This is a genomic window from Streptomyces sp. NRRL F-2664 (genome assembly GCF_000719345.1).
Taxonomy (GTDB): Bacteria; Actinomycetota; Actinomycetes; order Streptomycetales; family Streptomycetaceae; genus Streptomyces.
Genome location: NZ_JOFX01000005.1, coordinates 150255 through 176163 on the forward strand (window position 1 = coordinate 150255; position 25909 = coordinate 176163).

Annotated in this window: 24 protein-coding genes and 1 tRNA gene; 7 read left to right on the top strand and 18 right to left on the bottom strand. The window is 73.6% G+C overall.

The genetic code is table 11. The features are described from left to right. A complete protein-coding gene (gene cobF / locus IF89_RS0107990; RefSeq protein ID WP_030763266.1) occupies positions 1-753 on the top strand; it encodes a precorrin-6A synthase (deacetylating) in 753 nt (250 codons plus the stop codon). Here the strand turns inward: cobF and IF89_RS0107995 are convergent. Both IF89_RS0107995 and IF89_RS0108000 read right to left on the bottom strand, forming a co-directional pair. After that, entirely contained in the window at positions 740-1948 is a 1209-nt protein-coding gene (locus IF89_RS0107995; RefSeq protein WP_051806899.1) for an aminotransferase class V-fold PLP-dependent enzyme, read from the bottom strand. The two genes, cobF and IF89_RS0107995, sit on opposite strands and share 14 nt — an antisense overlap. A 138-nt stretch (positions 1949-2086) precedes the next feature. Continuing rightward, positions 2087-3826: a glycoside hydrolase family 71 protein gene (locus IF89_RS0108000; RefSeq protein WP_078628164.1), complete on the bottom strand. Its 1740-nt coding sequence runs from the start codon at positions 3824-3826 to the stop codon at positions 2087-2089. A gap of 233 nt (positions 3827-4059) precedes the next feature. Here IF89_RS0108000 and IF89_RS0108005 point away from each other — a divergent pair, with 233 nt between their 5' ends. After that, positions 4060-4530 carry a hypothetical protein gene (locus IF89_RS0108005; RefSeq protein WP_158717826.1) on the top strand — a complete coding sequence of 157 codons (471 nt, stop codon included), beginning with the start codon at positions 4060-4062 and terminating at the stop codon, positions 4528-4530. Between the two features lie 79 nt (positions 4531-4609). Here IF89_RS0108005 and IF89_RS0108010 read toward each other — a convergent pair whose 3' ends face one another. From IF89_RS0108010 to IF89_RS0108030, 5 genes are all read right to left on the bottom strand, one after another. Then, a complete protein-coding gene (locus IF89_RS0108010; protein ID WP_030763278.1) occupies positions 4610-6829 on the bottom strand; it encodes an NADP-dependent isocitrate dehydrogenase in 2220 nt (739 codons plus the stop codon). A gap of 230 nt (positions 6830-7059) precedes the next feature. Then, the gene (locus tag IF89_RS0108015) at positions 7060-7416 is read right to left on the bottom strand and encodes a DUF805 domain-containing protein (protein WP_030763282.1); all 357 of its coding nucleotides are present in this window, start codon (positions 7414-7416) and stop codon (positions 7060-7062) included. Between the two features lie 280 nt (positions 7417-7696). Then, the gene (corA, locus tag IF89_RS0108020) at positions 7697-8779 is read right to left on the bottom strand and encodes a magnesium/cobalt transporter CorA (RefSeq protein WP_051806887.1); all 1083 of its coding nucleotides are present in this window, start codon (positions 8777-8779) and stop codon (positions 7697-7699) included. A gap of 79 nt (positions 8780-8858) precedes the next feature. Then, a complete protein-coding gene (locus IF89_RS0108025; protein WP_030763287.1) occupies positions 8859-9254 on the bottom strand; it encodes a TOBE domain-containing protein in 396 nt (131 codons plus the stop codon). A 30-nt stretch (positions 9255-9284) separates the two neighbouring features. Beyond that, entirely contained in the window at positions 9285-10193 is a 909-nt protein-coding gene (locus IF89_RS0108030; RefSeq protein WP_030763290.1) for a LysR family transcriptional regulator ArgP, read from the bottom strand. A gap of 68 nt (positions 10194-10261) precedes the next feature. Here IF89_RS0108030 and IF89_RS0108035 point away from each other — a divergent pair, with 68 nt between their 5' ends. The 3 genes from IF89_RS0108035 (at position 10262) to IF89_RS0108045 (ending at position 13248) form a co-directional block, all read left to right on the top strand. Beyond that, on the top strand, positions 10262-10885 hold the full coding sequence (locus tag IF89_RS0108035) for a LysE/ArgO family amino acid transporter (RefSeq protein WP_030763294.1): 624 nt from the start codon (positions 10262-10264) through the stop codon (positions 10883-10885). Between the two features lie 144 nt (positions 10886-11029). Continuing rightward, positions 11030-12016: an NUDIX hydrolase gene (locus tag IF89_RS49315; protein ID WP_107047221.1), complete on the top strand. Its 987-nt coding sequence runs from the start codon at positions 11030-11032 to the stop codon at positions 12014-12016. 41 nt (positions 12017-12057) lie between these two features. Continuing rightward, positions 12058-13248 (top strand): MFS transporter, encoded by a 1191-nt coding sequence (locus tag IF89_RS0108045; RefSeq protein WP_030763300.1) that lies wholly within the window; start codon positions 12058-12060, stop codon positions 13246-13248. A gap of 112 nt (positions 13249-13360) precedes the next feature. On the opposite strand, the gene IF89_RS0108050 is transcribed toward IF89_RS0108045, so the two are convergent. From IF89_RS0108050 to IF89_RS0108070, 5 genes are all read right to left on the bottom strand, one after another. Continuing rightward, the gene (locus IF89_RS0108050) at positions 13361-14806 is read right to left on the bottom strand and encodes a glyceraldehyde-3-phosphate dehydrogenase (protein WP_030763303.1); all 1446 of its coding nucleotides are present in this window, start codon (positions 14804-14806) and stop codon (positions 13361-13363) included. A 127-nt stretch (positions 14807-14933) separates the two neighbouring features. Further along, positions 14934-16598, bottom strand: a complete 1665-nt coding sequence (locus IF89_RS0108055) for a phospholipase D family protein (protein ID WP_030763304.1) — start codon at positions 16596-16598, stop codon at positions 14934-14936. Then, the gene (locus tag IF89_RS0108060) at positions 16595-17740 is read right to left on the bottom strand and encodes a PP2C family protein-serine/threonine phosphatase (RefSeq protein ID WP_030763307.1); all 1146 of its coding nucleotides are present in this window, start codon (positions 17738-17740) and stop codon (positions 16595-16597) included. The genes IF89_RS0108055 and IF89_RS0108060 overlap by 4 nt, the downstream gene beginning before the upstream one ends. A gap of 143 nt (positions 17741-17883) precedes the next feature. Continuing rightward, entirely contained in the window at positions 17884-18795 is a 912-nt protein-coding gene (locus IF89_RS45885; RefSeq protein ID WP_030763310.1) for a hypothetical protein, read from the bottom strand. Beyond that, positions 18792-20204: a phenylacetate--CoA ligase family protein gene (locus IF89_RS0108070; RefSeq protein WP_030763314.1), complete on the bottom strand. Its 1413-nt coding sequence runs from the start codon at positions 20202-20204 to the stop codon at positions 18792-18794. Before IF89_RS0108070 ends, IF89_RS45885 begins: the two co-directional genes overlap by 4 nt. A 398-nt stretch (positions 20205-20602) precedes the next feature. Here IF89_RS0108070 and IF89_RS0108080 point away from each other — a divergent pair, with 398 nt between their 5' ends. Further along, positions 20603-21424: a helix-turn-helix domain-containing protein gene (locus IF89_RS0108080; protein WP_078628165.1), complete on the top strand. Its 822-nt coding sequence runs from the start codon at positions 20603-20605 to the stop codon at positions 21422-21424. Between the two features lie 94 nt (positions 21425-21518). Here the strand turns inward: IF89_RS0108080 and IF89_RS0108085 are convergent, their stop codons facing one another. Then, positions 21519-22091, bottom strand: a complete 573-nt coding sequence (locus IF89_RS0108085) for a GNAT family N-acetyltransferase (protein ID WP_030763321.1) — start codon at positions 22089-22091, stop codon at positions 21519-21521. Here IF89_RS0108085 and IF89_RS45890 point away from each other — a divergent pair. Further along, positions 22090-22254, top strand: coding sequence for a hypothetical protein (locus tag IF89_RS45890; protein ID WP_158717827.1), 165 nt, complete (start codon positions 22090-22092; stop codon positions 22252-22254). The genes IF89_RS0108085 and IF89_RS45890 overlap by 2 nt on opposite strands. An 86-nt stretch (positions 22255-22340) precedes the next feature. On the opposite strand, the gene IF89_RS0108095 is transcribed toward IF89_RS45890, so the two are convergent. The 5 genes from IF89_RS0108095 to IF89_RS0108115 form a co-directional block, all read right to left on the bottom strand. Next, positions 22341-22417: transfer RNA gene (locus IF89_RS0108095), tRNA-Pro, on the bottom strand. Positions 22418-22521: 104 nt separating this feature from the next. Further along, positions 22522-22884: an MmcQ/YjbR family DNA-binding protein gene (locus IF89_RS0108100; protein WP_030763324.1), complete on the bottom strand. Its 363-nt coding sequence runs from the start codon at positions 22882-22884 to the stop codon at positions 22522-22524. A 162-nt stretch (positions 22885-23046) separates the two neighbouring features. After that, positions 23047-23451: a DUF742 domain-containing protein gene (locus IF89_RS0108105; RefSeq protein ID WP_030763327.1), complete on the bottom strand. Its 405-nt coding sequence runs from the start codon at positions 23449-23451 to the stop codon at positions 23047-23049. Beyond that, positions 23448-23903 carry a roadblock/LC7 domain-containing protein gene (locus IF89_RS0108110; protein ID WP_420706890.1) on the bottom strand — a complete coding sequence of 152 codons (456 nt, stop codon included), beginning with the start codon at positions 23901-23903 and terminating at the stop codon, positions 23448-23450. Before IF89_RS0108110 ends, IF89_RS0108105 begins: the two co-directional genes overlap by 4 nt. Next, a complete protein-coding gene (locus IF89_RS0108115; protein WP_051806888.1) occupies positions 23900-25831 on the bottom strand; it encodes an ATP-binding protein in 1932 nt (643 codons plus the stop codon). The genes IF89_RS0108110 and IF89_RS0108115 overlap by 4 nt, the downstream gene beginning before the upstream one ends. Positions 25832-25909: the final 78 nt, after the last annotated feature.

Here is a 25909-nt window from a genome sequence, read left to right on the forward strand (position 1 = left end):
GTGAAGAAGTTCTCAGTGATCGGCATAGGCGCGGGCGACCCGGACCATCTGACCCTCCAGGCGGTCAGGGCGATCGGCGCGGCGGACGCATTCCTCATCCTGGAGAAGGGCGAGGAGAAGGCGGACCTGACGGGGCTGCGGCGCGCGATGCTCGACGCGCACGCCCGCCCCGGTCACCGGCTGGTGGAGGGCCGCGACCCGGACCGGGACCGGACGCCCGCCGACTACGCGCCGACGGTGGACGGCTGGCGCAGCGCGCGGGCCGAGCTCTTCGAGCGGTTCATCGCGCAGGACCTGGCGGACGGGGAGACCGGGGCGTTCCTCGTGTGGGGCGACCCGTCGCTGTACGACTCCACGCTGGCGATCCTCGACGAGGTGCTGGAACGCGGCCGGGTGGCCTTCGAGCACGAGGTCGTGCCCGGCATCAGCAGCATCTCCGCGCTCCTGGCGCGGCACCGGACGAACCTGAACCGGGTCGGACGGCCGGTCCAGATCACCACCGGCCGGCGGCTGGCCGAGGGGTGGCCGGCCGACGTGGACGACGTGGTGGTGATGCTGGACGCCCGGCACGCCTTCACCGCCCACCTGGACCAGGACCTCTACATCTACTGGGGGGCCTATGTGGGCACCCCGGACGAGATCCTGGTGCAGGGGAGACTGGCCGACGTGTCGGGACGGATCGAGGAGCTCCGGACGCAGGCCCGCGCCCGCAAGGGATGGATCATGGACACCTACCTGCTCAGGCGCACCTGAGGTACTTCGGGAGGGCGGCGGCGAGGCGCGCGTACTCCTCGGGCCGGTTGTAGATCTGTCCGCAGATCCGGATGCCGCCGCCGCCCGGCCAGGGCCAGATCAGCACGCGGATACGCTCGCGCGCCGCGATCCGCTCACGCAGGGCGCGGGCGGCGTCCGGGGTGTCGGCGACACCGGCGGGCAGGCGCAGGGTGCGCATGGCGAGGCCGTCGGTGTGCGGGAGCGCTGCGAGGCCGGGGATCCCGGCGAGCAGCGCGGCGCCGTGGGCGGCGAGGGCGCTGTTGTGGGCGCGGACCTTGGCCGCGTCGAGGGTTTCGATGAGGTCGAGCCCCTCGGGCGCGGCGAGCCAGCCGGTGTAGTCGGCGGTGGCGCGGTTCTCGACGGACCGCGGGAAGCCGTGGCCGTCCTCCCAGGACGGGACGAGCGCCCGGACCCGGTGGCGGTGCTGCGGGGCGACGGCGAGCAGGGCGGTCCCGGAGGGGGCGTAGCCCCATTTGTGGAGGTTCCCGAACCAGAAGTCGGGGCGGCCGGCGAGCGGGTCCGCGAGCATGCCGGGGGAGTGGGCGCCGTCGACGACGGTGGTGACGCCGCGCTCGCGCAGTTCGGCGAGGAGCCGGGGCGAGGCGATGATCCGCGCGGTGGGCGAGCTGACGTGGTCGAGCACGGCGACCCGCGTACGGGCCGTCAGCGTGGCCAGTACGGCCTCCCGTACGGCGTCCTCGTCGGGCAGGGCCGGGTCGAGGGCGACGGTGGTGACGGGGGCGCGGCGGGCCGCGGCCGCGGTGACGGTGCCGTATCCGTGGTCGGTGACCAGGATCTCGTCGCCTTCGGCGAGCGGGACGGCGTCGAGGGCGAGGTTGGCGCCTTCGGTGGCGTTGGCGATGAAGGCGAGGCCGTCGGGGTCGGTGGCGAGGTGCGCGGCGATCCGGGCGCGGGCCTGCTCAAGGCGTTCGGGTACGGCGACGAAGAAGGCGTCGGGGTCGGCGTGCACCTCGGCGCGCAGCGCGGCCTGCGCCTCCTGGACGGGCACGGGGACGGCGCCGAAGGAGCCGTGGTTGAGGTGGGCCACGTCCGGGTCGAGGCGGAACAGCCCCGCACCACCGGGGAACTCTCCGGGCGCCTCCTGCCCGGCGGGCTGCGCCGCCGGGACCGCCGGGGGCGTGAACGGGTCTGCGGGGCGTGTCGTCTCGGTCACGGTGCCTCCGGTGTGCGGCGGGGTGTCGTCCGGATCATCCCCCGCCGCCCCCGTCGCCGGGAACACCACCGCGGCGCCACCGGCCGGATCCGCGCGGACCGGCTGCGGCGGCGGGGGGCCGTGCCGTTGCGGCCTCCGTCACCGTTCGCGGCCGCTCGTCGCCGCGTAGTACTGGAGGTCCTGGACCTCCACCGAGTGGTCCACCCGGTACGGGAGGTCGACCTCGGCCGAGGTCTTCCCGTCGCGCGTGACGTGCGCCGCGCTCGTGCCGGTCCTGAGGGGGAGCAGCTGGGAATGGAGTCCGGCGGGGGCGTCGTGGCTGCCCCGGACCGTGCCGACCGTCGTGCGCACGACCGCCGGGCCGGTGAGGAAGCTGAGCACTTCCACCGTGTCCCTGGGCGGGGCGCTGCCCTTGCGCAGCGACATCACCAGAGACTGGTCGCCGGTGGGGTCGGCGCCCGCGAACTGGGTGCGGGCGGTGAGGTACAGGGTGTCGCGGACGATCTTCGGCCAGGCGCCCGTCTTGAAACGGGTCAGGTAGTAGGAGGTGAGGTCGAGGTAGGCGTGACCGTTGTGCACGGACGGCGCGAACTGGCTGCCCTCGGAGTAGTCGTTCCAGGTGGTGAGCTGGACCCAGTCGGCGCCGTCCTCGATGGCGCGGGTCCAGGTGGCGCGCAGGGTCGCCGTGTTGCCGGCCTCGTCGTAGATGCCCTGGTTGGGGCGGGCGTCCTGGACCGACACGGGCTGCATCCAGATCTTGCCCATGCCGTGGGCCCGCCGGACGTCGCGGGTGGAGCTCTCCTGGCCGACGTAGCTGCGGCTGCCCCACTCGGAGAAGCCGTGGCTGATCGGGGCGAACTCGCCGCTGTGGGCGCCGAAGTCGAGGAAGAGCGGCACGAAGGCGGTGCCGATGCCGTGGTCGGCCCTGAGCACCCGGATGACCTCGGTCCACCAGGCCACGCTCTTCGCCTCGGCCTTGAAGGGGGAGACGACGAGCCGGCCGTCCGGGAGCCGGTGGGCGGCGGAGGCGTCGCCGAGCGTCGCGATCGCCTCGGCCAGCACGCGGGGGTCGTCGGTCTTCAGGGAGGTCATGTCCGGCATCAGCATGATTTTGAAGTGCGGGTCGACCGAACGGGCGGCCGCCATGAGCAGGTTGGAGCGGTCCCAGTTCTTGCCGGAGAGGGAGAGCAGGTCGAGGGTGAAGCCGTCGATGCCGGCGGCGCGGGCGGTGCGCACCTCCTGCTGGAGGTTGGCGTACTCCCAGTCCCCGCTCTTGGGGGCCACGGGCAGCGGGCGGTCGCGCAGCAGGCCGCCGTAGCGGCCGTGTTTGCCGCTCTCGCCGTCGGGGTTCAGGTAGTTGCGGGCGTAGTAGTCGTTGTCCGCGCCCGCATTGTCCAGGGAGAGCGGGTACGGGGTGAAGTAGTGGGCGAACACCAGCTTCCTGCCGGCTTCGCCGGAGCGCAGGGCAGCCGGCTGGGGCATGTCGAAGGGCAGGGCGGCCACGGGGCGGGCGGCTCCGGAGTCCACCGCTCCGTCGGGATCGCCCTTGCCCGCCGCGCCCTGGGTGGGGGCGGGGCTCTCTTCCGGCTTCGGGGCGTCCGGGCCGGTGGCGTCGGAAGCGGAGCCGGGCCCGGGGAGCTGGGGGGCCGCGGGGCCCTGCGCGGTGGCGCTCTGAGCGGGGTCCCCGGCGAGCGGGTCCCAGGCGATGCCGGTGGCCGCACAGACACCCACGAGGAGGAAGGCGGACAGCAGCAGGGTCAGCAGCGGCCGGCCGCCCCGCACCGCCGGTCGGCGCCGGTGCGACACCGGTCGCGCCGCCCGGTCCGCGCCGCGTGTGCTCTGTCGTGCTCGCCGGTCCGTGCGCCGGTCCGCTGTCATCGTGGCCCCTCCCGCCCCTGCGCCCCGCAGGGCCTGGACAGCAGTAGAGCCGATTCCCGGCTCCCGGACAACCGTTCCAGGCCGCCGGGCGGGCCCGGCCCCTCGCCCCCGGATCGGAATCCGACATTCCCCTAGCGATACGGCCCAAGTGGCGCATAATCGTCGGCATACGGCCGAAAGATCCCTGCAGACGGGGCCGTACCTGGTCACGCATGCGAGGGGGCATCGCGCCGATGAGGGAATCGGGGTCAGGATCCACCGGGCGGCTCCCGGCGACCTCCGCCGAGATGTCGCGGCTGCTGACCGCCGTCCGGCGCGGGCGGGTGCTCACCGTGGCGGGCGGGTTCCGCGAGCCGCGCAGCCTGCTGGTGCGGGAGATCGCGCGAAGGCTCGCGTCGAACTTCTGCGACGGGGTGGCGGTCGTCGCCCTCGACCCGCTGGAGGGCGGCTACGGCGTCCGCGAACTGACGGCGGAACTGGGTTCCGTACCCGGCGTGCCGGCCCTGCCCCGCGGGACGACGACGCACGCCGCGTCCTGGCTGGCCGAGCGGGACATGCTGCTCGTCCTGGACGGGACGGAGCAGCTCGGCCAGGACGCCCTGGCCTGGCTGCGCACGCTGCTGCCCGTGGCTCCCGGACTGCGGATCCTGGCCGCCGGGCGGGCCCCGCTGGCCTTCGACCAGGAGCGCATCCACCGCCTGTGACCGGCCGCGGACGGCTCCGCCCCGACCGGGCGCGGGGCCGGCCGGGGCGGAACACGTCGGGAACGCGTCGGGAGGAGCGTCAGCCGAGCAGGCCGAGGGCCTCGTTCAGCGTCGCGGACGGGCGCATGATCGCCGCGGCCTTGGCGGAGTCGGGCTGGTAGTACCCGCCGATGTCGGCCGGGGAGCCCTGGACGGCGATGAGCTCGGAGACGATGGTCTCCTCGCGCTCGGCGAGGGTCTTGGCGAGCGGCTCGAAGGCCGCGGCCAGCTTCGGGTCGTCGATCTGCCGGGACAGCTCCTGGGCCCAGTACAGGGCCAGGTAGAAGTGGCTGCCGCGGTTGTCGATGCCGCCCAGCTTGCGGCTCGGCGACTTGTCCTCGTTGAGGAAGGTGCCGGTCGCACGGTCCAGGGTGTCGGCCAGCACCTGGGCGCGGGCGTTGCCGGTGGTGATCGCGAGGTGCTCGAAGCTGGCGGCCAGTGCGAAGAACTCGCCCAGGCTGTCCCAGCGCAGGTAGTTCTCCTTGACCAGCTGCTGGACGTGCTTCGGGGCGGAGCCGCCGGCGCCCGTCTCGAAGAGGCCGCCGCCGTTCATGAGCGGGACGACCGACAGCATCTTGGCGCTGGTGCCCAGCTCCAGGATCGGGAAGAGGTCGGTCAGGTAGTCGCGCAGCACGTTGCCGGTGACCGAGATGGTGTCCTCGCCGCGGCGGATGCGCTCCAGGGAGAAGGCGGTGGCCTCGACCGGGGAGAGGATCTTGATGGTCAGACCCTCGGTGTCGTGGTCGGCCAGGTACGTCTTGACCTTGGCGATCAGCTGCGCGTCGTGGGCGCGGCTCTCGTCGAGCCAGAAGACGGCCGGAGCGCCGGTGGCGCGGGCGCGGGTGACGGCGAGCTTGACCCAGTCCTGGATCGGCAGGTCCTTGGTCTGGCAGGCGCGGAAGATGTCGCCGGCGGCGACCTCCTGCTCGATGAGCACGTCGCCCGCGGCGTCGACGACGCGGACGGTGCCCGCGGCGGCGATCTCGAAGGTCTTGTCGTGGCTGCCGTACTCCTCGGCCTTCTGGGCCATGAGGCCGACGTTCGGCACCGAGCCCATGGTGGCCGGGTCGAAGGCGCCGTGGGCGCGGCAGTCCTCGACGACGGCCTGGTAGACGCCGGCGTAGCTGCTGTCCGGGAGGACGGCGAGGGTGTCGGCCTCGTTGCCGTCGGGGCCCCACATGTGGCCGGAGGTGCGGATCATGGCCGGCATGGAGGCGTCGACGATCACGTCGGACGGCACGTGCAGGTTGGTGATGCCCTTGTCGGAGTCGACCATGGCGAGGGCCGGGCCCTCGGCGATCTCGGCGTCGATGGAGGCCTTGATCGCGTCACCGTCGGGCAGGTTGCCCAGGCCGTTCAGGATGGCGCCGAGGCCGTCGTTGGGCGACAGGCCGGCGGCGGCGAGGGTCTCGCCGTAGCGAGCGAAGGTCTTCGGCAGGAAGGCGCGGACCACGTGGCCGAAGATGATCGGGTCGGAGACCTTCATCATCGTGGCCTTGAGGTGCACGGAGAACAGCACGCCCTCGGCCTTGGCGCGCTCGATCTGGTCGTTGAGGAAGGTGCGCAGCGCGTCGACGTGCATCACGGACGCGTCGACGACCTCGCCGGCGAGGACCGGTACGGACTCGCGCAGCACGGTGACGGCGCCGTCGGCGGCCACGTGCTCGATGCGCAGGGTGCCGTCCTCGGCGATCACGGTGGACTTCTCGGTGGAGCGGAAGTCGTTCTCGCCCATGGTGGCGACGTTCGTCTTCGACTCGGAGGTCCAGGCGCCCATGCGGTGCGGGTGCGTCTTGGCGTAGTTCTTGACCGAGCCGGGCGCGCGGCGGTCGGAGTTGCCCTCGCGCAGGACCGGGTTGACGGCGCTGCCCTTGACCTTGTCGTAGCGGGCGCGGATGTCGCGCTCCTCGTCGGTCTTCGGGTCGTCCGGGTAGTCCGGGAGGGCGTAGCCCTGGCCCTGGAGCTCGGCGATCGCGGCCTTCAGCTGCGGGATCGAGGCCGAGATGTTCGGAAGCTTGATGATGTTGGCTTCCGGGGTCTTCGCCAGCTCGCCGAGCTCGGCGAGGGCGTCGGCGATCCGCTGGCTCTCCTCGAGGTACTCGGGGAACAGGGCGATGATCCGACCGGCCAGGGAGATGTCACGGGTCTCGACATTCACACCGGCCGTCGACGCGTACGCCTGGATCACAGGCAGGAAGGAATACGTCGCGAGGGCCGGGGCCTCGTCAGTGTGCGTGTAGATGATGGTCGAGTCAGTCACCGGATGCTCCGCTCCACAGTCTGCGTCTCTCGTCTGCAACATTGCTCGACATCAAGATATCTCGTGATCGGGCCGGTCAGCACAGCCCCCGGCCGCCAGTCCGCGAGACGCACGTCACGCGGGCTTCCCCGGGCCCGGAAAAAGCGAGAGCGCCGCCCGCCGCTGTTTCAGCGGGGGCGGCGCTCGGGCGATCAACCACGCTCGGGCCGCGAGCGGGCCCGGACGGCGGATCAGGCGGCGTAGGCGGCCTTCGGGTCCTGGCCGTACTGGTTCGGCTGCGGCTGGCCGGCGGTGGCCAGCAGGACCAGCAGCCAGATGCCGCCGATGAACGGCACGAGGGAGATGAGCATCCACCAGCCGGACTTGCCGGTGTCGTGCAGGCGGCGCACGGACACGGCCAGGTTCGGGAGCAGGGTGGCCAGCGCGTAGATGAGGTACAGCCACGGGGACGTGCCGAGGACGGCGTCCAGGATCGCGACGATGATCAGCGCGGCGATCTGGAAGAGGAAGAACATCCAGTACTCCTGGCGGCGCGCGCGGCCGGAGAAGTCGGCGTACTTCTTCAGAACGTCGAGGTAGTAGTTCACGGGTCCCCCCAGAGGACGGTTGGTTCGGCCCGTCCTGCTGGAGCAAGCCGGGGCAGAACTTATGCCCCCCTTACGTCGAGGTCAAGCCACTTACGGGGAAGCCAAATCGGCCGGACCGCCCGATTTCCGGCACCCGGGTCACGCTTTCGGGACACAGCCGCGGCGCCATGTCCGCGGACGTCCGAATCGTCCGCACGCGAGGCCTACTTGACGCCCCGGGAGCTGTTCCGATCGTTACCCACATCGTTACCCCCTCGCGACACCGCGGGGACCCCCGGGGTCAGAGCCAGCCGTTGCGGCGGAAGCCCCGGTGGATGAGGAAGCAGGCCACCGCCATGACGCCGAGGACGAGCGGGTAGCCGTACGTCCAGTGCAGCTCCGGCATGTGGTCGAAGTTCATGCCGTAGACACCGCAGACCATGGTGGGCACCGCCACGATCGCCGCCCATGCCGTGATCTTGCGCATGTCCTCGTTCTGAGCGACCGTCACCTGCGCAAGGTGGGCCTGGAGGATGGAGTCCAGGAGGTTGTCGTAGGCGCCGATCTGCTCGGTGGCCCGGGTCACGTGGTCCGCGACGTCCCGGAAGTACGCACGGATCTCCGGCGGGATGACCGGTATCGGCTGGGTGGCCAACTGCTGGAGCGGCCGGCCCAGCGGCGCCACCGCCCGCCGCAGCTCCAGGAGTTCACGCTTGAGCTGGTAGATGCGTCCGGCGTCGCCGCGGCCGCCGTTCTCGCTGAACACCGCGGTCTCCACGGCGTCGATGTCGTTCTGCACGGCGTCGGTGACGGCCATGTAGTCGTCGACCACGTGGTCCGCGATCCCGTGCAGGACCGCCGCGGGGCCCCTGAGCAGCTGCTCGGGGTCGGCCTCCAGCTCCTCGCGCACGGGCCCGAGGGTGCCGCGGCCGCCGTGCCGGATGGTGATGACGAAGTCCTGGCCGGTGAAGGCCATCAGCTCGCCGGTCTCCACCACCTCGCTGGTGGCGGTCAGTTCCTCGTGCTCCACGTAGCGCACGGTCTTGAAGACGGAGAAGAGCGTGTCGCCGTAGCGCTCCACCTTGGGGCGCTGGTGCGCGTGGACGGCGTCCTCGACGGCGAGGGGGTGCAGGCCGAACAGCTCCGCGAGCCCGGCGAGCTCGGCCTGCGACGGCTCGTGCAGGCCGATCCAGACGAAGCCGTCGCCGCTCTTGCGGACCCGGCGCAATGCCTCCTCGGCCTCGGCGCAGTCCTCCTGCCGCGTACCGTCCCGGTAGACCAGGCAGTTGACCACCGCGCTGCCGAGCGGGGAGCGGGCCGGGTGGCTGAGGTCGACGGCCCTGCGGTAGCCGCGGCGCACGGCCCGGCGCAGGTTGCTGAACATGGACAACGGCGTACTCCCCTTCGGCGGATCACCGGCCAGTCTGCCATCGTCGCAGGCCGGGCCGGCCCCGGGCGCGGTGTCAGGCCCGGTCGACGAACACGCTGGTCGACTTCACCCGCGCCGTGGCCCGTGCACCGACCTCCAGGCCGAGTTCCTCGACCGCCTCCCGCGTCAGCAGCGACACGATGCGGTGCGGACCGGCCTGGATCTCCACCTGCGCGTCGACCGTGCCCAGTCTCACCCCGGTGACGATGCCGGGGAAGGCGTTGCGCGCCGAGGTGTGGGGGGCTTCCTCGCCCTCGGCGTCGCCCTCCCGCGCGACCACGACGCAGAACGCCGCCAGGTCGGGCCCGTCCACCATCCTGCGGGTGCCCTCGCGCCGGGTCGGGAAGCGCTCGGCGTCCGCCCAGCGCCGGGCGGTGTCGATGCTGACGCCGAGCAGCCGGGCCGCCTGGCCGATCGTGTAGGACTCCATGGTCCGCCAGCCTATGCCCGGACCGGGCGGTCACGCCGAGGGGCTGCGAAGTGCCTGCGCGGCCGCCGCCGCGACCACGTCAGCGACCGTCGACAGGGCCGGCGAGTCGAGTTTCCACTGCTGCCAGTAGAGGGGTACGTCCAGCGGCCGGCCGGGCACCACCAGCACCAGCTCGCCGGCGCGCACCAGCGGACCCGCCTGCTGCTCGGGCACCAGCCCCCACCCCAGTCCGGCGACGACCGCGTCCCGGAAGCCCTCCGACGTCGGCACGTGGTGCCGCACCGGCCCCGCTCCGGCCGCGAGGTCCCCGGTCAGTGAGCGGACGAAGGCGTCCTGGAGGTCGTCCTTGCGGTCGAAGACGATCGTCGGGGCCTCTCGCAGGTCCCGCTCCGGCGGGCCCTTCAGGTACCGTCCGGCGAAGGCGGGGCTGGCCGTCGGCAGGTACCGCGCCAGGCCCAGCATCCGTACGCTGCACCCGGCCACCGGGTCCGGCGAGGAGGTCACCGCCGCCATCACCTGGCCTTCGCGCAGCAGTGCCGTGGTGTGCGATTCGTCCTCGCGGTGCAGTTCGATGCAGATCGGCGGGTCCTGCGGGAGCCTCGTCAGCGCGGGCAGGAACCACGTCGCGAGGGAGTCGGCGTTCACCGCGATCGGCAACCGCACGGGTCCCCGCTCGTCGGCCATGCCCAACTCGGCGCGCGCGTCCCGTTCCAGCCGGGCCAGCTGCCGGGCGAAGCGGACCACCACCTCCCCGGATTCCGTCGCCCGTACCGGCTTCGTCCGCATCAGCAGCACGCGTCCGGTGCGCTGTTCGAGGGCCTTGACGCGCTGGCTGACGGCCGACGGCGTCACATGGAGGGCGGCCGCCGCCGCGTCGAAGGTGCCCTCGTCGACCACGGCGAGGAGGGTGCGTACCTGGTCCAGAGGGAGCTCGTCCATCACGCGTGCTAATGGTACGTAAAAATCTTTAGCTGTACTGAAACATCTGCGCTGCCTACGGTCGAGCCATGACCTACGGCACCCTCACCGCGGCCCTGGCCGGCTTCGGCACCGGACTCTCCCTCATCGTCGCCATCGGCGCGCAGAACGCCTTCGTCCTCCGGCAGGGCGTGCGCCGCCACGCCGTGCTCGCCGTGGTCGCCATCTGTGCCGTCTCCGACGCCGCCCTCATCGCCCTCGGCGTGGCGGGCGTCGGGGCCTTCGTGACCGCCTGGCCCGCGGCCCTGACCGCGGTGGGCCTGGCAGGTGGCGTGTTCCTCGTCGGCTACGGGGTCCTCGCCGCGCGCCGGGTGCTGCGGCCGGTCCCCGGCGCCGCCCTCACCGCGCAGGGCGCGGCGTCCGGCTCCGTGCGGGGGGCGGTACTCACCTGCCTGGCCATGACCTGGCTCAACCCGCACGTGTACCTGGACACCGTGCTGCTCGTCGGCTCCCTCGCCGCCGATCGCGGCGACCTGCGCTGGGCCTTCGGCGTGGGAGCCGGCCTGGCCAGCCTGACCTGGTTCGCCGGCCTGGGCTACGGGGCCCGGCTGCTGAGCGGCGTCCTGGCCCGCCCCTCGGCCTGGCGCGTCATGGACGGCCTCGTCGCCGCCACGATGGTCACCATGGGCGGCCTCCTCCTGGCCCGCGCCTAGGAGTCGCGTCTTTTGGATCATGCCGGGCTCGCGGGGGTGGCGGCGGGGCGGGTGGCGCGGCGGGGGTCCGCATGTCGGTGCCGGGCGGGCGGGGCGGGACCGGCATAGTGCTGCTGGCCAGGACCCGAGTACCAGGAGCCCGCCGTGTCCGAACGCCCCTCCCCCGCCCGGCCGGCGCCGGTCGTGGCCGCCGCCGGGATCGTCCTGGACGCCCGCGGGCGGGTCCTCGTACGGACCACCGCGTCCGGCACCGACCTGCCCGGCGGTGCCGTCGGGGACACCGAGACGCCGGAGCAGGGGCTGGCCCGCGGCCTGCGGGAGCAACTCGGGCTCACGGCGCCCGTCGGCCGGCTGCTGGCGGTGGACTCCAGGCCGCCGGGGCCGCTCGGCCGGTCCCTGATCGTGCACGTCCACCTGGTCGGACCGCTCCCGCCGCAGGAGGGCGGCCCGGCGCCTGCCGGAACGCGCAGGCTGCGTCCGCAGGAGGCATGCGCCGTCCTGCCGCCGCGGGTCGCGGCCCGGCTGCGGGCGGGGCTGGCCGCCCTGCACACCGGTTCCTTCGCCCACCTGGTCGACGGTGTGCCCCAGCCGGGTTCTCCGGCCGGCCTGGACCCGGCCCGGCGGGCGGCCCTGGAGCACGCCGGCGCACTCGACGCGGCGAGCCACCGGGCCAGCCGGCCGAAGGCGCTGACCGCCGCGAGCGTGGTGTTCACCGCGGGCGACGGCGGGATCCTGCTCGTGCAGCCCGCGTACGGCCGTACCGACCGCTGGAACCTGCCGGGCGGCGGCATCGACAGCGACATCGGTGAGATCCCGCGCGCCGCCGCCCGGCGGGAGGTCCGGGAGGAACTCGGCCTCGACCTGGCCCCGGGCCGCCTCCTCGCGGTGAACTGGTCGCACAAACCCGGCCGTCCGGCCCGCATCCGCTTCCTCTACGACGGCGGCGTCCTCGACGCCCCGACGCTCGCCCGGATCCGGCTGGACCCGGCCGAGCTGCTCCAGTGGCGCACCGTCCCGCGCGAGGAGCTGCGCACCCTGGTCAAGGGCGTCCTGCGGCGCCAGATCACCGCCTGCCTGGAGGCCCGGGCCCGAGGCACGGGCCCGCTGGAACTCCACGAGGGGCGCCCCTGACCGCCCTGCGGGCCCGCGTTGCGCGGGTTACCGTCGGCGGCATGGACGGTGATCGCCGAGGGTGGCGCCAGTGCTTGCTCAGCGGGGCGGTATTCGCCGTGTGCATGGCGGGCACCACGCTGCCGACCCCGCTCTACGGCCTCTACCAGGAGAAGTTCGGCTTCTCCGAGCTGGTGGTGACCGTCGTGTACGCCGTGTACGCCTTCGGGGTCATCGGCGTGCTCCTGCTCGCGGGCAACGCCTCCGACGCCGTCGGCCGGCGGCCCGTCCTGCTGGCGGGCCTGGGGTTCTCCGCGGCCAGCGCCGTCTGCTTCCTCTGCGCCACCGCGATGGGCTGGCTGTACGCGGGACGGCTGCTGTCCGGTCTCTCCGCGGGGCTGTTCACCGGGGCGGCGACGGTCTACGTGATGGAGCTGGCGCCGCGCGGCGGTGCCTCCCGGGCCACCTTCGTCGCGACGGCGGCCAACATGGGCGGGCTCGGCTGCGGTCCGCTGCTCGCCGGTGTCCTCGCGCAGTACGCCCCATGGCCGCTGCACCTGCCGTTCGCCGTGCACCTGCTGCTGGTGGCCGTCTCGGCGGCCGTCGTGCTGGGGCTGGACGAGACCGTGCGGGAGCGGCGGCCGCTGCGCACCGTACGGCCGCAGCGGCCGGGCGTCCCTGCGCAGGTGCGGTCGGTGTTCGGGCCCGCGGCGATCGCCGCCTTCGTGGGGTTCGCCCTCTTCGGTGTCTTCACCTCGGTCAGTCCGGCCTTCCTCGCACAGTCCCTCGGCGTGACCAACCACGCCGTGAGCGGGCTGGTTGTCGCGCTGGCCTTCTTCTCCTCCACGGCCGGACAGCTGGCCGTCGGCCGGGTCGGGGTGGGCCGGTCGCTGCCGCTGGGCTGCGCGGGGCTGCTCGCCGGACTGGCGCTGCTCGCGGGGGCGCTGGTGTGGGACCTGCTGGCGCTGGTGGTGGCGAGCGCGGTGGTCGGCGGGGTCGGGCAGGGGCTGGCGTTCCGCGGGGCGCTGGCGGCGGTGGCCGCGGCCTCGCCGCCGGACCGGCGTGCGGCGGTGGTCTCGACGCTGTTCGTCGTGGCCTACGCGGGCATCTCCGTACCGGTCATCGGTGTGGGCCTGCTCGTGGAGCCGATGGGCCTGGAGGGCGCCGGGCTGGTGTTCATCGTGTGCATGGCGGCCCTGGTCGGGGCCGCCGCCGTCTACCTGCTGCGGCGGCCCGTGCCCGCGGACGCCTGAGCGGCCGGGCACGGCGGCGCGGGGTGCTGGGTACGGGGTACGGACGAACACCGCCGCCCCGCGGCGCGGAGCGGCGGGGCGGCGGTGCCGGAACGGGTCGGGTCGGGGGGGGTCAGACCGCCGGGACCGGGTAGGTCGGGTACTCCACGCCGGAGACGTGCTGGACGACGCGGATGACCTGGCACGAGTAGCCGAACTCGTTGTCGTACCACAGGTAGAGGATCGCGTTGTCGCCGTCGACCTTGGTCGCGCCGGCGTCGACGATGGACGCGTGGCGCGAGCCGACGAAGTCCATGGAGACGGCGTCGGGGGCGGTGGTGAAGTCGATCTGGCGCTTCAGCGGCGAGTTCAGCGAGACGTCGCGCAGGTGGTCGAGGACCTCCTCGCGGGTGGTCTCGCGGCCCAGGCGCAGGCTGAGGATGGCGATCGAGACGTCCGGGACGGGGACGCGGATCGAGCTGCCGGTGATGGGTGCCTTGAGGCCGGGCAGCGCCTTCGCGACGGCGGAGGCGGCGCCGGTCTCGGTGATGACCATGTTCAGCGGCGCGGAGCGGCCGCGGCGGTCGGCCTTGTGGTAGTTGTCCAGCAGGTTCTGGTCGTTCGTGAACGAGTGGACGGTCTCGACGTGGCCGCGCAGGACGCCGTACTCGTCGTCCATGGCCTTCAGCGGCGGGACGATGGCGTTGGTGGTGCAGGACGCGCAGGACAGGATCCGCTCGTCCGGCTTGACGGTGTCGTGGTTGACGCCGTGCACGATGTTCGGGACGTCACCCTTGCCGGGGGCGGTGAGGACGACCTTGTCGATACCGGGGCGCAGGTGCTTCGACAGGCCCTCGCGGTCGCGCCACTTGCCGGTGTTGTCGATGAGGATGGCGTCCTTGATGCCGTACGCCGTGTAGTCGACCTCGGAGGGGTCGTTCGCGTAGATCACCTTGATCGCGTTGCCGTTGGCGACGATGGTGCTGTTGGCCTCGTCCACGGTGATCGTGCCCTGGAACTGGCCGTGGATCGAGTCGCGCCGCAGCAGCGAGGCGCGCTTGACCAGGTCCTGGTCGCCGCCGCCGCGGACGACGACGGCCCGCAGGCGCAGGCCCTTGCCCGAGCCGGCCTTCTCGATGAGCAGGCGGGCGACGAGGCGGCCGATGCGGCCGAAGCCGTACAGGACGACGTCGCGGCCCTCGCTGCGCTCCAGCTTGTTCTCGCCCGTGGCGCCTGCGACGGCCTGGGCGGTGAACTCCTCCACCGACAGGCCGTGGTCCTCGGCCTTGTAGGTGGCGGCGAGCATGCCGAGGTCGATCTGGGAGGGGCCGAGGTCCAGCGCGGTGAGCGCCTGCAGGAACGGCATGGTCTCGGTGACCGACAGCTCCTCGCCGTCGATCTGCCGGGCGAAGCGGTGGGTCTTGAGGATGCTGACCACCGATTTGTTCACCAGGGAGCGGCTGTGGAGCAGGATGTTGACGTCCCGCTCACGGTGCAGCTTCCCGATGATCGGGATCATCGCCTCCGCGATCTCCTCGCGGTGGTTCCAGTTGGTGAACGAGTCCTCGTTGACAGTCACAGGCTTTATCTTTCGAGCTAGGCGGCGCTCATATGCTAACCCCACTACTCCTGGGCCGCTTCAGGGGTACCTGCGCAACGCCGCGGGCGTCCGCTTCCTCGCGGTTACCACCGGTATGCGGCACCGCTCAGAACCTCTTGCCCCACCTCAGCCGCATCGGGCGGCCGTCGGGGTCGACCAGGACGCGGTGCAGCGGCCGGGCCAGCAGCCGCCGCGCAGGCGGCAGGTCGGGTGGGCCGTAGCGGCGCAGCCGCCCGGGCGGGCGGGGGCCGCGCCGGCCGCCGTCGTACCAGGCGTCGAGCGCCTCGGCCGCGGCACGGAACGCCTCGAAGGCGGCCACGGGGTCGCACAGCGAGCCGTCGTCCGCGCCCCCGGGCGCCTGCCCGGCCTCCTCCCCCTCCCCGGGCCCGCCCCCGCCCTCGTCGGGCGGTGCGAGGTCCAGGTGCTCCCGCATGAGCTCCAGGCGCAGCTCCCGGGCGAAGACCCGGGCGCCGTCCCCCAGGCCGCCCGGGTCCCGCGGACGGCGGGGATCCGCGGTCTCGTCGAGGACCGCGCAGCCGAGTTCGGAGTCGTGGGTCCACGAACGGAGGTTGATGTTGTCGGAGCCGACCGAGGCCCACACGTCGTCGATCACGCACACCTTGGCGTGGACGTAGACGGGCGTCCCGGAGTGGTTCTCCAGGCCGTACACCGCGACCCGGTCGCCGCCGGCGCCGCGCAGCTCGGAGAGCGCGTTGATCCGCCCGATCAGGTTCATCGGCAGGGTGAGCGGCCCGTCCTGGTCGGGGTGGACGGGGACGACGCCGATCATGCGGAGGCCCGGATTGCGGCGCAGGGCCTCGGCGAAGCCGGCCACGACGCGGGGCGACCACAGGTACTGGTCCTCCAGGTAGATCAGCGCCCGGGCACGCCGCAGCGCCTTGAGGTAGCCGCGGGCGATGCTGCGCTCGCCGTCGGGGGCGAAGGGATAGCCGTGCAGCAGGCGGTTCGGGTAGGTCCGCAGCAACTGCACGGTATGGGTGCCGCAGGGCTCCGGGTCGGGGGTCTGCGGCGGCAGCGGGTCCGCGTCGACGTCCTCTTGGTGCATCCGCTCCCGCAGCCGGGTGAGGGGGCTGCGGCTGAGCGGGGACGGGTCCTCCCAGCGCTCGCGGAAGACGGCCTCGACGTCACCGACGACCGGTCCGCGCAGGGCGAGCTGGACGTCGTGCCACGGCGGGTGCGGCCCGTACGGGGCGGCCAGGCGCAGGGACTGCCGGTCGCCGCGGTGCTCGGCGTCGTCGTTGCGGTTGTGGCAGAGGTCGATGCCGCCGACGTACGCGACGTCCTGCTCGGGGCGGTCGCGGTGGCGCAGCACCACCAGTTTCTGGTGGTGGGAGCCGCCGGGCCGGACCCGCATGTCGAGCAGGCACTCGCCGCCGGCCCGGGCCAGTTCCTTGCCGAAGCGGAGGTTCTCCTCCTCGCTGAAGTGGAGGCTGTCCAGGTGGGAACGCCACAGCAGTCCCTTGACCATGACGCCGCGCTCGGCCGCCCGGCACAGGACTGCGCCGATCTCCGTACCGGGCCCGTCGAGGCGCTCGTCGCGGTCGCCGCGCCAGTCGGTGAAGAGCAGCAGGTCGCCTTCGCCCATCGCCTCGACGGCCGCCAGGAGCTCGGCGAAGTACGCGGCGCCGTGGACCAGCGGCCGGGCCTCGCTGCCCCGGGACCAGGCGGCGCCGTCCGCGCGCCGGTCGTCCAGGCGCGTCGCGGGGTTGCCGCGCTCGCCGCGTACGAGCAGCCACTGCACACGCGTCATCGGGTGCTCCCTCCGGACTCGTCGAGCCGGTCGACGAGGATCATCGCCACGTCGTCCGCGAGCTGGTCGGCGGTGTGGCGGACCAGCGCCTGGCACAGCCGCTCCAGGAACTCCCGGGGCCCCTCGTCGGGCAACGCCTCCATGGCCTTCGGCAGGTCGAAGAAGACATTGCCGCGGTCGCGGGCCTCGATGACGCCGTCGGTGTGGAGCAGCAGGCGGTCGCCGGGCAGGAAGGCGTAGCTGTCCAGGGTGCCGGGCGGGCCGGCGATGAACTCCCCGAGGCCGAGCGGCGGCAGCGGGGTGCCGGGCATCAGGGTGTGGACGGTGCCGTCGCGCAGCAGCATCGGCGGCGGATGGCCGCGGTTGACCACCTCGACCACGTGCCCGTCCGGCACCTGGGCCACCACCGCGGTGACGAACCCCTCCACGAGCGCCTCCTCGTCGACCGCGCCCGGCACGGCGGCGTCCCGGCGCATGGCCGCCTCGCAGTGCCGGACGACGTCCACCAGGTCGTCCTCGTAGTTCACCGCCTCCCGGAAGGCGCCCAGGACGGCCGCGGCCGCGCGGACGGCGGGCAGGCCCTTGCCCCGTACGTCGCCGACGATCATCCGGACCCCGTACCTGGTCTCGACGGCCTCGTAGAGGTCGCCGCCGATCTGCGCGCCCTGCTCGGCGGCGACGTAGAGGCTGGCCGCGCGCAGCGGGCCCAGCCGGTCGGGGACCGGCCGCAGCAGGACCTTCTGGGCCGCCGAGGCGATCCTGCGGACCTGGTTGAGCTCGCCGGCGCTGCGGGCGCGGGCCATGCGGCTGGTCGTCACGCTGGCCACCGACACCAGGAAGAGGGCGATGAAGTTGCTGTAGACCTGCTGGTCGCCCCACGCCTGGTTGTACGTGGCGGTCGTGATGCTCACGGCGACGGCCAGCGCCGCCGCGGCGACGGTGCCCCGCGGGCCCATCGTGACGGCGGCGAGTGCCGGCGTGGCCACGAGGAAGGGCCCGGTGTAGAGGACGTGCGCGGGCGTGAACTCGACGGCCAGCACCAGGAGCGCGATCGCGAAGGGCACACACTCCGCGACGACGAAGAGGACCTGGTGGTGACCGCCGCCTCCCGGTCGGGAAGAGGAGCGGATGGGCGCCCGCATGCATACAGCCTGCGCCGTCGGGGCTCGTCACCGCCACTCGCCGCGGCGTCGACGCAACCGTGGGGCGCCGGCCGCGGGCGGTGCGCGCACCGCGCGGGGCGGCGGGCCGGGGACACCGGCCCCCGCCCCTCGCGGTGCTCGGCTCAGGCGGCCGGCCGGGCCTCGGCCCGTACCGGGGCCTGCCGCGGAGCCTCGGCGCGGTCGCGGCGGAAGACGATGTCGGCCATCCGCCGCTCCGGTCCCCGGCGGCGCAGCACCTGGTAGGCGGTGAAGGCCGCCGGGCCGAAGAACACCTGGGCGGGGATGATGCCGGGGGCGTCGCCGGTGGCCGCAGCGATCAGGTGGAGGGCGGCCACGGGAGCCACCGCCCCGAAGAGCACCACCAGGGCGATCCCGGTCCGCAGCCCCGGCCTTCCGTACGCCTTGTAGGCGGTGGTGGTGAACAGGGCGTAGGCCAGCAGGTCGCCCATGCCGATGACGGCGCCGAGGTCCTCGCCGATGCGCAGGCCGGCGGCCGGGGCGTACGGGTAGCCCTGGACGGCGTCGGCGAGTTCCTGCGTCAGCGGTACGACCCATGCGAAGAAGGCGTCGTAGGCGGCGAGGGCGAGCAGGAACCATGCCACGTTCTGCAGTTTCATGCCGCCCTGGACGTTGAGGTTGGTCGCCGAGACGACCACCAGGCCGACGACGCAGCTGTTGGCGACCCAGTACGGCGGCGCGGTCTCGCCGAAGGCCAGGTGGGCGGCGAGCACGCTCGCGATCAGCAGGGTGATCAAGGTCCAGCGCAGCCGGCCGTTGCCGATCAGGGGCTGGTAGCCCACGGACAGTCCGCCGGCGAAGACCAGCGCCAGCACGACCGGGAGGACGGCGCCGGGCAGCGCGAGGTAGACGTATGGCAGCGCCAGGACGAAGCCCATCATCATGAAGATGTCCCGCCCGTTGAAGACACCGACCGGCGGCCTCGCCGTGCGCACGGCACGGAAGTAGGCGATGGTGCCGGCGACGACCGCGAGGGCCAGGGCGGCCGTGACCGCGAGCTGGAAGAAGACCGTCATGCGTGGCTCCGGGTGAAGGTGTGCTCCAACAGGTCACAGCGGAGGGGGAAGCGGCGGGCGGCCTCCTCGTCGTCCAGCGGCAGGACGGTGACGCGCGCGTCGATGTCCCGGGCCCGCAGCCGCTCGGCCACTTCCGCCGCGGTGGCGGTGCGCGAGGCGACCTCCACGTGGAGGCGGCCGTCGTCTCCGACCTGCGCCCGGTGGCGCAGCGGCCACGGCATGCCGGGGGTGCCGTCCAGCGCCTCCACGACGTCGCGCGGCGTCACGACCGCGTCGGCGGTGCGCAGGAGGGTGCCGGCCTTGCCGAGGATCTGCGACACGGCCGGCACGGCGGCGAGTTCGCAGTCCGGTTCACCCACCAGGGTGCGGACGACGTCGCCGGTGTTGTAGCGCAGGACCGGCATGCACTCGCGGTAGGGGTAGTACGGCGTGACGGTCAGTTCACCGAGCTGTCCGGGGGCGACGGGCTCGCCGGTGTCCGGCTCGAGCACCTCGGTGTACCCCATGTTGGGGTCGATGTGGAGGTGGTGGCGGCTGCAGGTGCGGCCGCCGACGGGCAGCAGTTCGGTCATGCCGAAGTTGTCGCCGATGGTCTGCGCCCCGAAGGTCTCGCGCAGGGCCTGCACGAAGGCCGGTGAGACGATCTCACCGCCCGCGTAGATCGCCCGGAGGCCGAAGTCGTCCGGACCGCACCCCCGCCGGCGTGCCGCGGTGAGCATCCGGGCCAGGTAGCTGGGGTTGCCGGTGAGCAGGGTGGGGCGGGTGCCGTTGCGGCCGAGCAGGTGCTCGACGGACTCCTCGGGCGGGACCTGGCCGACGACGTGGCAGGAGGCGCCCACGAGCCGGCAGACCTCCACGTCCTCCTGAACGGCGGCCGTGGCGCGGGAGCTGAGGTTGATCTGCATGCGGTCGCCGGGGCGGATGTCGCCGCGCAGCACCACGGACAGCGCGATCAGGGCGGGCCACAGCTCCATCTCGTAGCGGGAGAGCCACATCTGCACGGGGCGGCCGGTGGTGCCGGTGGTCTGGGTCGCGAGGTAGGGGGTGCTGCACAGGAAGTCGGCGGGGCGCTCGATCAGGTCGGCCTTGCGGGTCACCGGGATGCGGGTGAGCGTCTCGGTGGTCAGTCCGGCGAGGTCGATGCCGGCCAGTCGCTCCCGGTAGAAGGGCGAGCGTGCGGCGAGCCGGCGCACGGTCCGCTGGAGCGCACGGTTCTGCAGGTCGCGCCGCTCGTCCGGATCGGCGAAGGGCCCGTCCGCGAGTTCGTCGACGTCGTCACCGAGGGAGCCGAACTCCTCCAGCGTGGCGAGGGCGTCGGCGACCAGCCGCTCCACGGCCCGTACGTTCAGCTTCCGGCCGAACACCATGGCCATCGCCACCCGGACCTGCCGGACACCGGTCTCCAGCACTCGTGCCTCCTTCGGGGGTGAAGAAAAAGGGGTGGGGGCGGCGCACCGCCCCCACCCCCCGAATCAGCGTCAGCTGGCAGAGCAAGAACCGAAGAAGACGGCCGTCATGGCACCCATGACGTACTTGAACTGCTTGGCGCCGGTCTTGATCGCGCTCATCGGATCCTCCTTGTGTCGCTCCTGGCGGACGGACGTCCCGGGCCCGGTGGGGTCCGGTCCGTGCGTCCCTGGGTGACAACACACTGGCGCGATCGCATGGTTGCGGGCAATGATCTGGTCCGTTCAACGGACCGGAGGAAGCGGAGGGCGGTACCACCGTTCTCGCTGATGGCCGGGACGAACGGGGAGTTGCGGGCGCCGTCCGACCGGTGGCGTCCGCACGGAAGGGGGAACCGCTCATGGCCAGATCCGGCACTGAGGGGCGGGGTGTACTGGAGGGCGCGTTCGCGCTCATGGAGGTGCTCGCGCACGGCGACGAGGTCGGTCTGACCCGGTTGGCGGCGGACGCGGAACTGCCCAAGGCGACGGCGCACCGGCTGCTGGGGCAGCTCGTCGCGCTCGGCGCGGTGCAGAGCTGTTCGGGCCGCTACCGGCTGGGCCCGAGGACGTTCCGGCTGGGGCAGGCGTGGCACCCGGCGCGGGCGCTGCGCGCCGCGTCGGCGCGGCCCCTGCGCGAACTGGCAGCCTCGGGGGGACGGTTGGGGGTGAGCCTGTCGGTTCCCGAGGCGGGACACGCCATCGTGGTGGGGAGTACGCGCAGCGAGGTGGACGACGTCTTCCCGCTGCATCCGGGGGTGGTCCTGCCGCCGGGGAGCGCTGCCGAGCTGATCCTGACGGCGTCCGTCCCCGAAGCGGGTCCGCCGCAGGGGTGGTCGCGGGCCGCGTGGTCGCGGGAGGCGGCGCGGACCAGGGAGCGGGGGATGGCCTTCCAGTACGGGCAGTGCGTCAGCGCGCTGTCGTGCGTGGCAGCGCCGGTGCACTCCGGCGCGGGGCACGTGGTGGCGGCGGTGGCGGCGACCGCTCTGGACGCCGGGCAGATCGCCCCGCTCGGTGCGGCCGTGGTGCGTGCGGCGGCCATGGTCAGCGCCAACCTGTCCAGGCTGCCGGCCGCCACCGCGCGGCCGCGGCGGGAGTGGGAGCCCGCTGGGGGCCCGGCGGGACGCCCCTCGTACGACGTGCTGGATCCGGCACGGAGGCACGAGGGGGTGTCGGCGACGTAGCGCCCGGAGGGCGGGCGCGGCGGGGCCCGGCGCCCCGTCGCCCCTCCCGATCCCGGTGCGGCCGAGCCGGGCCCTGCGCGCCCGGGCGGGCGGTTCAGCGCAGGTCGAGGCGCATCAGGACCCGGGGGTGGCCGGCCAGCACCGAGGTGGTGTCGGCGGCGTGGACGAAACCGGCGCGTTCGAAGTTCTTCCGCAGCCCCGGGTACGCCATCGTCAGGTCGACCCGCGCCGTGCCGTTGTCGAGCGGGTACGCCTCCACCACGGGCGCGCCGTGGGACCGGGCGAACTCGACCGCTCCGGCGATGAGGGCGTGCGAGATGCCCTTCCCGCGGTGGCCGGGGCGTACCCGGATGCACCACAGCGACCAGACCGGCAGCGCGTCGAGGTGCGGGATCGTACGGCTGCGTGCGAACGAGGTGTCCGCGCGCGGCGCCACGGCGGCCCAGCCGACCGGCTCCTCGCCCTGGTGGGCGATGACTCCCGGAGGGGTGCCGCTGCCGCACAGTCCGGCGACGTACTCACCCCGGGCCGGACCACGCAGTTCGTTGTTGAGCTTGGCCGGGATCCGATAACTGAGGCACCAACAGACGTTGGCGGTCGGCGACTTGGGACCGAGCAGGGTGCGTACGTCCTCGAACGCCGACGCGGGGCGGACTTCGATGGTCATGGGCCCACAGTGCCACGGGCGACGGCCGGGGACAGCCGGGGCACCGGAGGAAGCGGTCTGCGCCCCCGCCGCCGACGCCACCGTCCACCTCCCGCACCGCGTCGCGGCCGGCCTGCACGGCTCGTGGATCACCGACACCCCGCGGCACACCGGTGCGAGCTGACCGGCAGCCCCGCGCCCGGTCGGCGGCGAACATGCGAAAGGCCGTTCTCTCCTCCGAGAGAACGGCCTCCGACCTGCGTTTCCGCGTGGTCGGGACGACAGGATTTGAACCTGCGACCCCTTGACCCCCAGTCAAGTGCGCTACCAAGCTGCGCCACGTCCCGATGCCCGCTGACCTGGGGTTTCCCCCGGCCGAACGCGCATGAGAACGATACCGCATTTCCGTGGGTGGTCGCGCGCGCCTTTCCGCCATCGGGTCGCGGGCCGGTCAGCCGGCGTCAGCGGCCAGCTCCGGATGGGCCGCGACCAGGCGTTTCGGAGCCGCCTGCCGCCACGAGTCGAGCAGGACCGAGCGCAGCTCGGCCTCGTCCCCCACCGCTGACAGGCGAACCCGGATCCATGCGTAGTTCTCATCATGACCTGCACGGATGAAGAATTTGTCCGGTTCCGACGCGATCAGCTCGGCCCGGTCCTCCCGAGGGCACTTCACCCCGATCGCGGTGTCGTCGTCGGCGACCGAGGCGAAGATCTTCCCCGCCACCCGGAAGGTCGGCATGCCCCAGGCCGGCTTCTCGCTGCTGTCCGGGAGGGACAGCGCGATGCGGCGGACGTCCTGCACGGTCGCGGCCATCTCCGGCTCCTCCCCAGCCTCCGGCTCCGGCTCCGGCTCCGGCTCCGGCTCCGGCTCCGGCGGATGCTCGTCCCACGACCGTAGCCGCCCCCACCGACAGCCCGCCCGTGCGCGCCGGTCCTCCCGGCCCACGGTGCACCTGCCGGACCAGGGCCGCCGGCGTCAGAGTCGGCGGCGAAGGCCGTCGAGCACCGCCAGGAGGAGGGACCGGTCGTCGGCGGCGTACGAGCCGCCGTCCGGGGGCCGTGGAGCCTGTGCCATGACGGCCCCGCATTCCATGAGGTCGGACAGCAGTACCTTCACGACGGCGGCCGGGAGCCGCAGCCGGCCCGCCAGTTCGGCGACGGTCACGGCCGCGGCGCCGGCGCGGGCGCACCACCGGAGCGCGAGGGTGTGCTCCGGCCCGAGCGGGGCGCACGGGCGCACGCCGGTCGCGGTCATCCGCGCCCGCGGGTCGAGGACGACGCCCGGTCGGGTCCGGCCGCCCGTGGCGGTGTAGGGGCGGGTCACCCGCCCCGCCGAGCGATCGAGCCACGGCGTGTCCCGCCCCCTGCCGGGGGCTGTCATCGCTCCGTGTGCGCGGCCGGTCGGCGGGGCGCAACCGCCAGGTACGGTCGGACGCTCTTGACCAGCATCGCCATCTCGTAGCCGAGTACGCCGGCGTCGGCCTCGCGGTCGGCGAGGACGGTCAGGCAGGTGCCGGAGCCGGCGGCGGAGACGAAGAGGAGCGCGCTGTCGAGCTCGACGACGACCTGCCGTACGTCGCCGCCGTCCGCGAACCGGGCTCCTGCGCTGCGGCCGAGCGAGTAGAGGCCGGAGGCGAGGGCCGCGAGGTGGTCGGCGCTGTCCGGATCGAGGCCGTGGGCGCAGCCTGCGAGCCCGTCGGCAGTGAGCAGTACGGCGCTGCGGGTGTACGGCACGCGGTGGACCAGGCCGCTGAGCAGCCAGTCCAGATCCGAGAGCCGGCTGCCGGTCTTCGTGGCCACTTCGCCGCCCATGGTGGTGCGCTCCTCGGTCATACCTGGTTCTCCGACTGCGCGAGGCCGAAGCCCCGCTGAAAGGCGGCCATGAGGCCGGGGTCGTGCACGGGCTGCTCGGTGTCGGCGGGCGGCCGCGGTGCGGGGGCGTCGCGGAGCTGGGGGGCGAGGTGCGACTGGGCCCGCCGCCGCGGCAGTACCGGCCGCTCACCGTCGTCCTCCTCGGGAGCGTCCCCCGCCACGGCGTCACGGCGCCGGGCGGATCCGTCCCGCGCCGCATCCGCTCCGGGCCCCGGTCCGGGCAGCCATGTTCCGGCGGCCTCCGTCCGGATGCCGGGCGCGGCCGACTGCGTGCGCGCCTGCACGGGCCCGTCCGGTGCCGGCACGGGCACGTCCTGCGCCCCCGGCACCTGCCACCCGTCCGCTCCCGGCCCCGGTGCGGCTCCCGGTCCGGGCCGCGGAGCCGGCACCCGGTGGGTGGGCGGCGTGTCGGAGGCCCCGGCTGCGCCCCGGCCGACGTGCGGGAACTCCGCGCCGGAGGCGGGCCGTACCGCCCCCTCGGCGCCGGCCGCCTGCTGCGGAGCCGGGCCGACGGATCCCGGCGTACCAGTGGATGCAGTGGCGGCGGCGCCTCGGGGTTCCGGTTCGGCGGGGGCCGGCGGGCCCGCCGGTTCGGGGCGGGGGGCGGGGATCGTGGGATCGTAGGGGGCCCGGCGGGGCATCTGCATGCGCGCCGGTTCCAGCGGCGGCGTCACCCGCGAGCCGTCGGCCGCCTCCGCGCCCAGCAGCTCCTGCGGCAGCACCAGCACCGCGAGCACGCCCCCGTAGATGTTCGACTTCAGCTCGACGGCGATCCCGTGCCGCCGCGCCAGCGCCGCCACCACGTACATGCCGATCCGCCCGTCCGCGAGCAGGCTCCGGACGCCGACCTGGTCGAGGTCCGCGAGGAGGGCGTTCATCCGGTGCTGGTCCCCGGCCGGCATGCCCGGTCCCCGGTCCTCCACCTCGACCGCGATCCCGGCCGTGACCCGCTCTGCGCGCAGCACCACGTCGGTGTCGGGGGCGGAGAACACCGTGGCGTTCTCCACGAGTTCCGCCAGCAGGTGCACGACGTCCGCGACGGCGTGTCCGCGCACGCTGCCGCCCGCCGGCGGCACGACCTTGACCCGGGGGTACTGCTCGACCTCCGCGACCGCGGAGCGGAGCACTTCGCCCAGGTCGATCGGCCGGGTCCACTGGCGGCGGGAGGAGGCGCCGCCGAGCACCGCGAGGTTCTCGGCGTGGCGGCGGATGCGGGTGGCGAGGTGGTCGACCTGGAAGAGCTCCCTGAGCAGCTCCGGGTCCTCCACCGAGTGCTCCAGGTCGTCCAGCAGCGAGATCTCGCGGTGGACGAGGGACTGGAGCCGGCGGGCGAGGTTCATGAAGACCTCGACCTTGCGCTCGCTGTCGGACGGGGTGACCGGCGCGGCCAGCCGTACGAGGGCGGCGTGGGCCTGTTCGCGGGCGCCGCGCAGCTCCTGGGAGAGCAGCCAGAACTCGTCCACGCCCGCCGGGTCGCCGCCGGTGAGGGTGGCGTTCGGACCGCCCCGGACCGGCCGCGGGGCGGTCTCGCCCCGCTCCAGCCGTTCGGCGGCCGTCCGCAGCTCCTGGCGGCCGCGCACGCTGGAGCGGCGCAGCGCCTCGCACCGGTCCCGTACGGCCTTGGCGGCGCGCTGCGCGCCGAGAGCTGCCGCGGCCAGCGCGGCGAGGACGAGCAGGGCGCATCCGGTGAGGACCGGCCAGAGCCGGGCATCGCGTTCGCCGGCGCCCCCGCCGAGCTGCAGGGTGAAGATCACCGCGGCGGCGCCGCTGAGCCCGGCGGCCAGCGTCGGCAGCAGCGCGGCGCGGACCAGCTGGGGGTGTATCTGCCGGGCGGGACCGGTGGCGGCGTGTCTCGACGGGGCGTGGCGGGCGGCGCGGAGTGCGGACATCGGCGTCCTCGGTACGTGGGGCCCGGCCCCCAGCGTTCCGGGGCCCGGTGTTGATCACCGGATACCCACGCTAGACCC

What these genes read in the sequence shown, in the direction of transcription:
- IF89_RS0108110 (WP_420706890.1), bottom strand. Translation starts at nt 23,903, where the DNA reads ATGACCGAGGAGCGCACCACCATGGGCGGCGAAGTGGCCACGAAGACC.
- IF89_RS0108055 (WP_030763304.1), bottom strand. Translation starts at nt 16,598, where the DNA reads ATGACGCGTGTGCAGTGGCTGCTCGTACGCGGCGAGCGCGGCAACCCC.
- IF89_RS45885 (WP_030763310.1), bottom strand. Translation starts at nt 18,795, where the DNA reads ATGACGGTCTTCTTCCAGCTCGCGGTCACGGCCGCCCTGGCCCTCGCG.
- IF89_RS0108005 (WP_158717826.1), top strand. Translation starts at nt 4,060, where the DNA reads ATGAGGGAATCGGGGTCAGGATCCACCGGGCGGCTCCCGGCGACCTCC.
- IF89_RS0108085 (WP_030763321.1), bottom strand. Translation starts at nt 22,091, where the DNA reads ATGACCATCGAAGTCCGCCCCGCGTCGGCGTTCGAGGACGTACGCACC.
- IF89_RS0108025 (WP_030763287.1), bottom strand. Translation starts at nt 9,254, where the DNA reads ATGGAGTCCTACACGATCGGCCAGGCGGCCCGGCTGCTCGGCGTCAGC.
- IF89_RS0108115 (WP_051806888.1), bottom strand. Translation starts at nt 25,831, where the DNA reads ATGTCCGCACTCCGCGCCGCCCGCCACGCCCCGTCGAGACACGCCGCC.
- IF89_RS0108060 (WP_030763307.1), bottom strand. Translation starts at nt 17,740, where the DNA reads ATGCGGGCGCCCATCCGCTCCTCTTCCCGACCGGGAGGCGGCGGTCAC.
- IF89_RS45890 (WP_158717827.1), top strand. Translation starts at nt 22,090, where the DNA reads ATGGGCCCACAGTGCCACGGGCGACGGCCGGGGACAGCCGGGGCACCG.
- IF89_RS0108000 (WP_078628164.1), bottom strand. Translation starts at nt 3,826, where the DNA reads ATGACAGCGGACCGGCGCACGGACCGGCGAGCACGACAGAGCACACGC.
- IF89_RS0108080 (WP_078628165.1), top strand. Translation starts at nt 20,603, where the DNA reads ATGGCCAGATCCGGCACTGAGGGGCGGGGTGTACTGGAGGGCGCGTTC.
- IF89_RS0108105 (WP_030763327.1), bottom strand. Translation starts at nt 23,451, where the DNA reads ATGACAGCCCCCGGCAGGGGGCGGGACACGCCGTGGCTCGATCGCTCG.
- IF89_RS0108035 (WP_030763294.1), top strand. Translation starts at nt 10,262, where the DNA reads ATGACCTACGGCACCCTCACCGCGGCCCTGGCCGGCTTCGGCACCGGA.
- IF89_RS0108045 (WP_030763300.1), top strand. Translation starts at nt 12,058, where the DNA reads ATGGACGGTGATCGCCGAGGGTGGCGCCAGTGCTTGCTCAGCGGGGCG.
- IF89_RS0108100 (WP_030763324.1), bottom strand. Translation starts at nt 22,884, where the DNA reads ATGGCCGCGACCGTGCAGGACGTCCGCCGCATCGCGCTGTCCCTCCCG.
- IF89_RS0108030 (WP_030763290.1), bottom strand. Translation starts at nt 10,193, where the DNA reads ATGGACGAGCTCCCTCTGGACCAGGTACGCACCCTCCTCGCCGTGGTC.
- corA (WP_051806887.1), bottom strand. Translation starts at nt 8,779, where the DNA reads ATGTTCAGCAACCTGCGCCGGGCCGTGCGCCGCGGCTACCGCAGGGCC.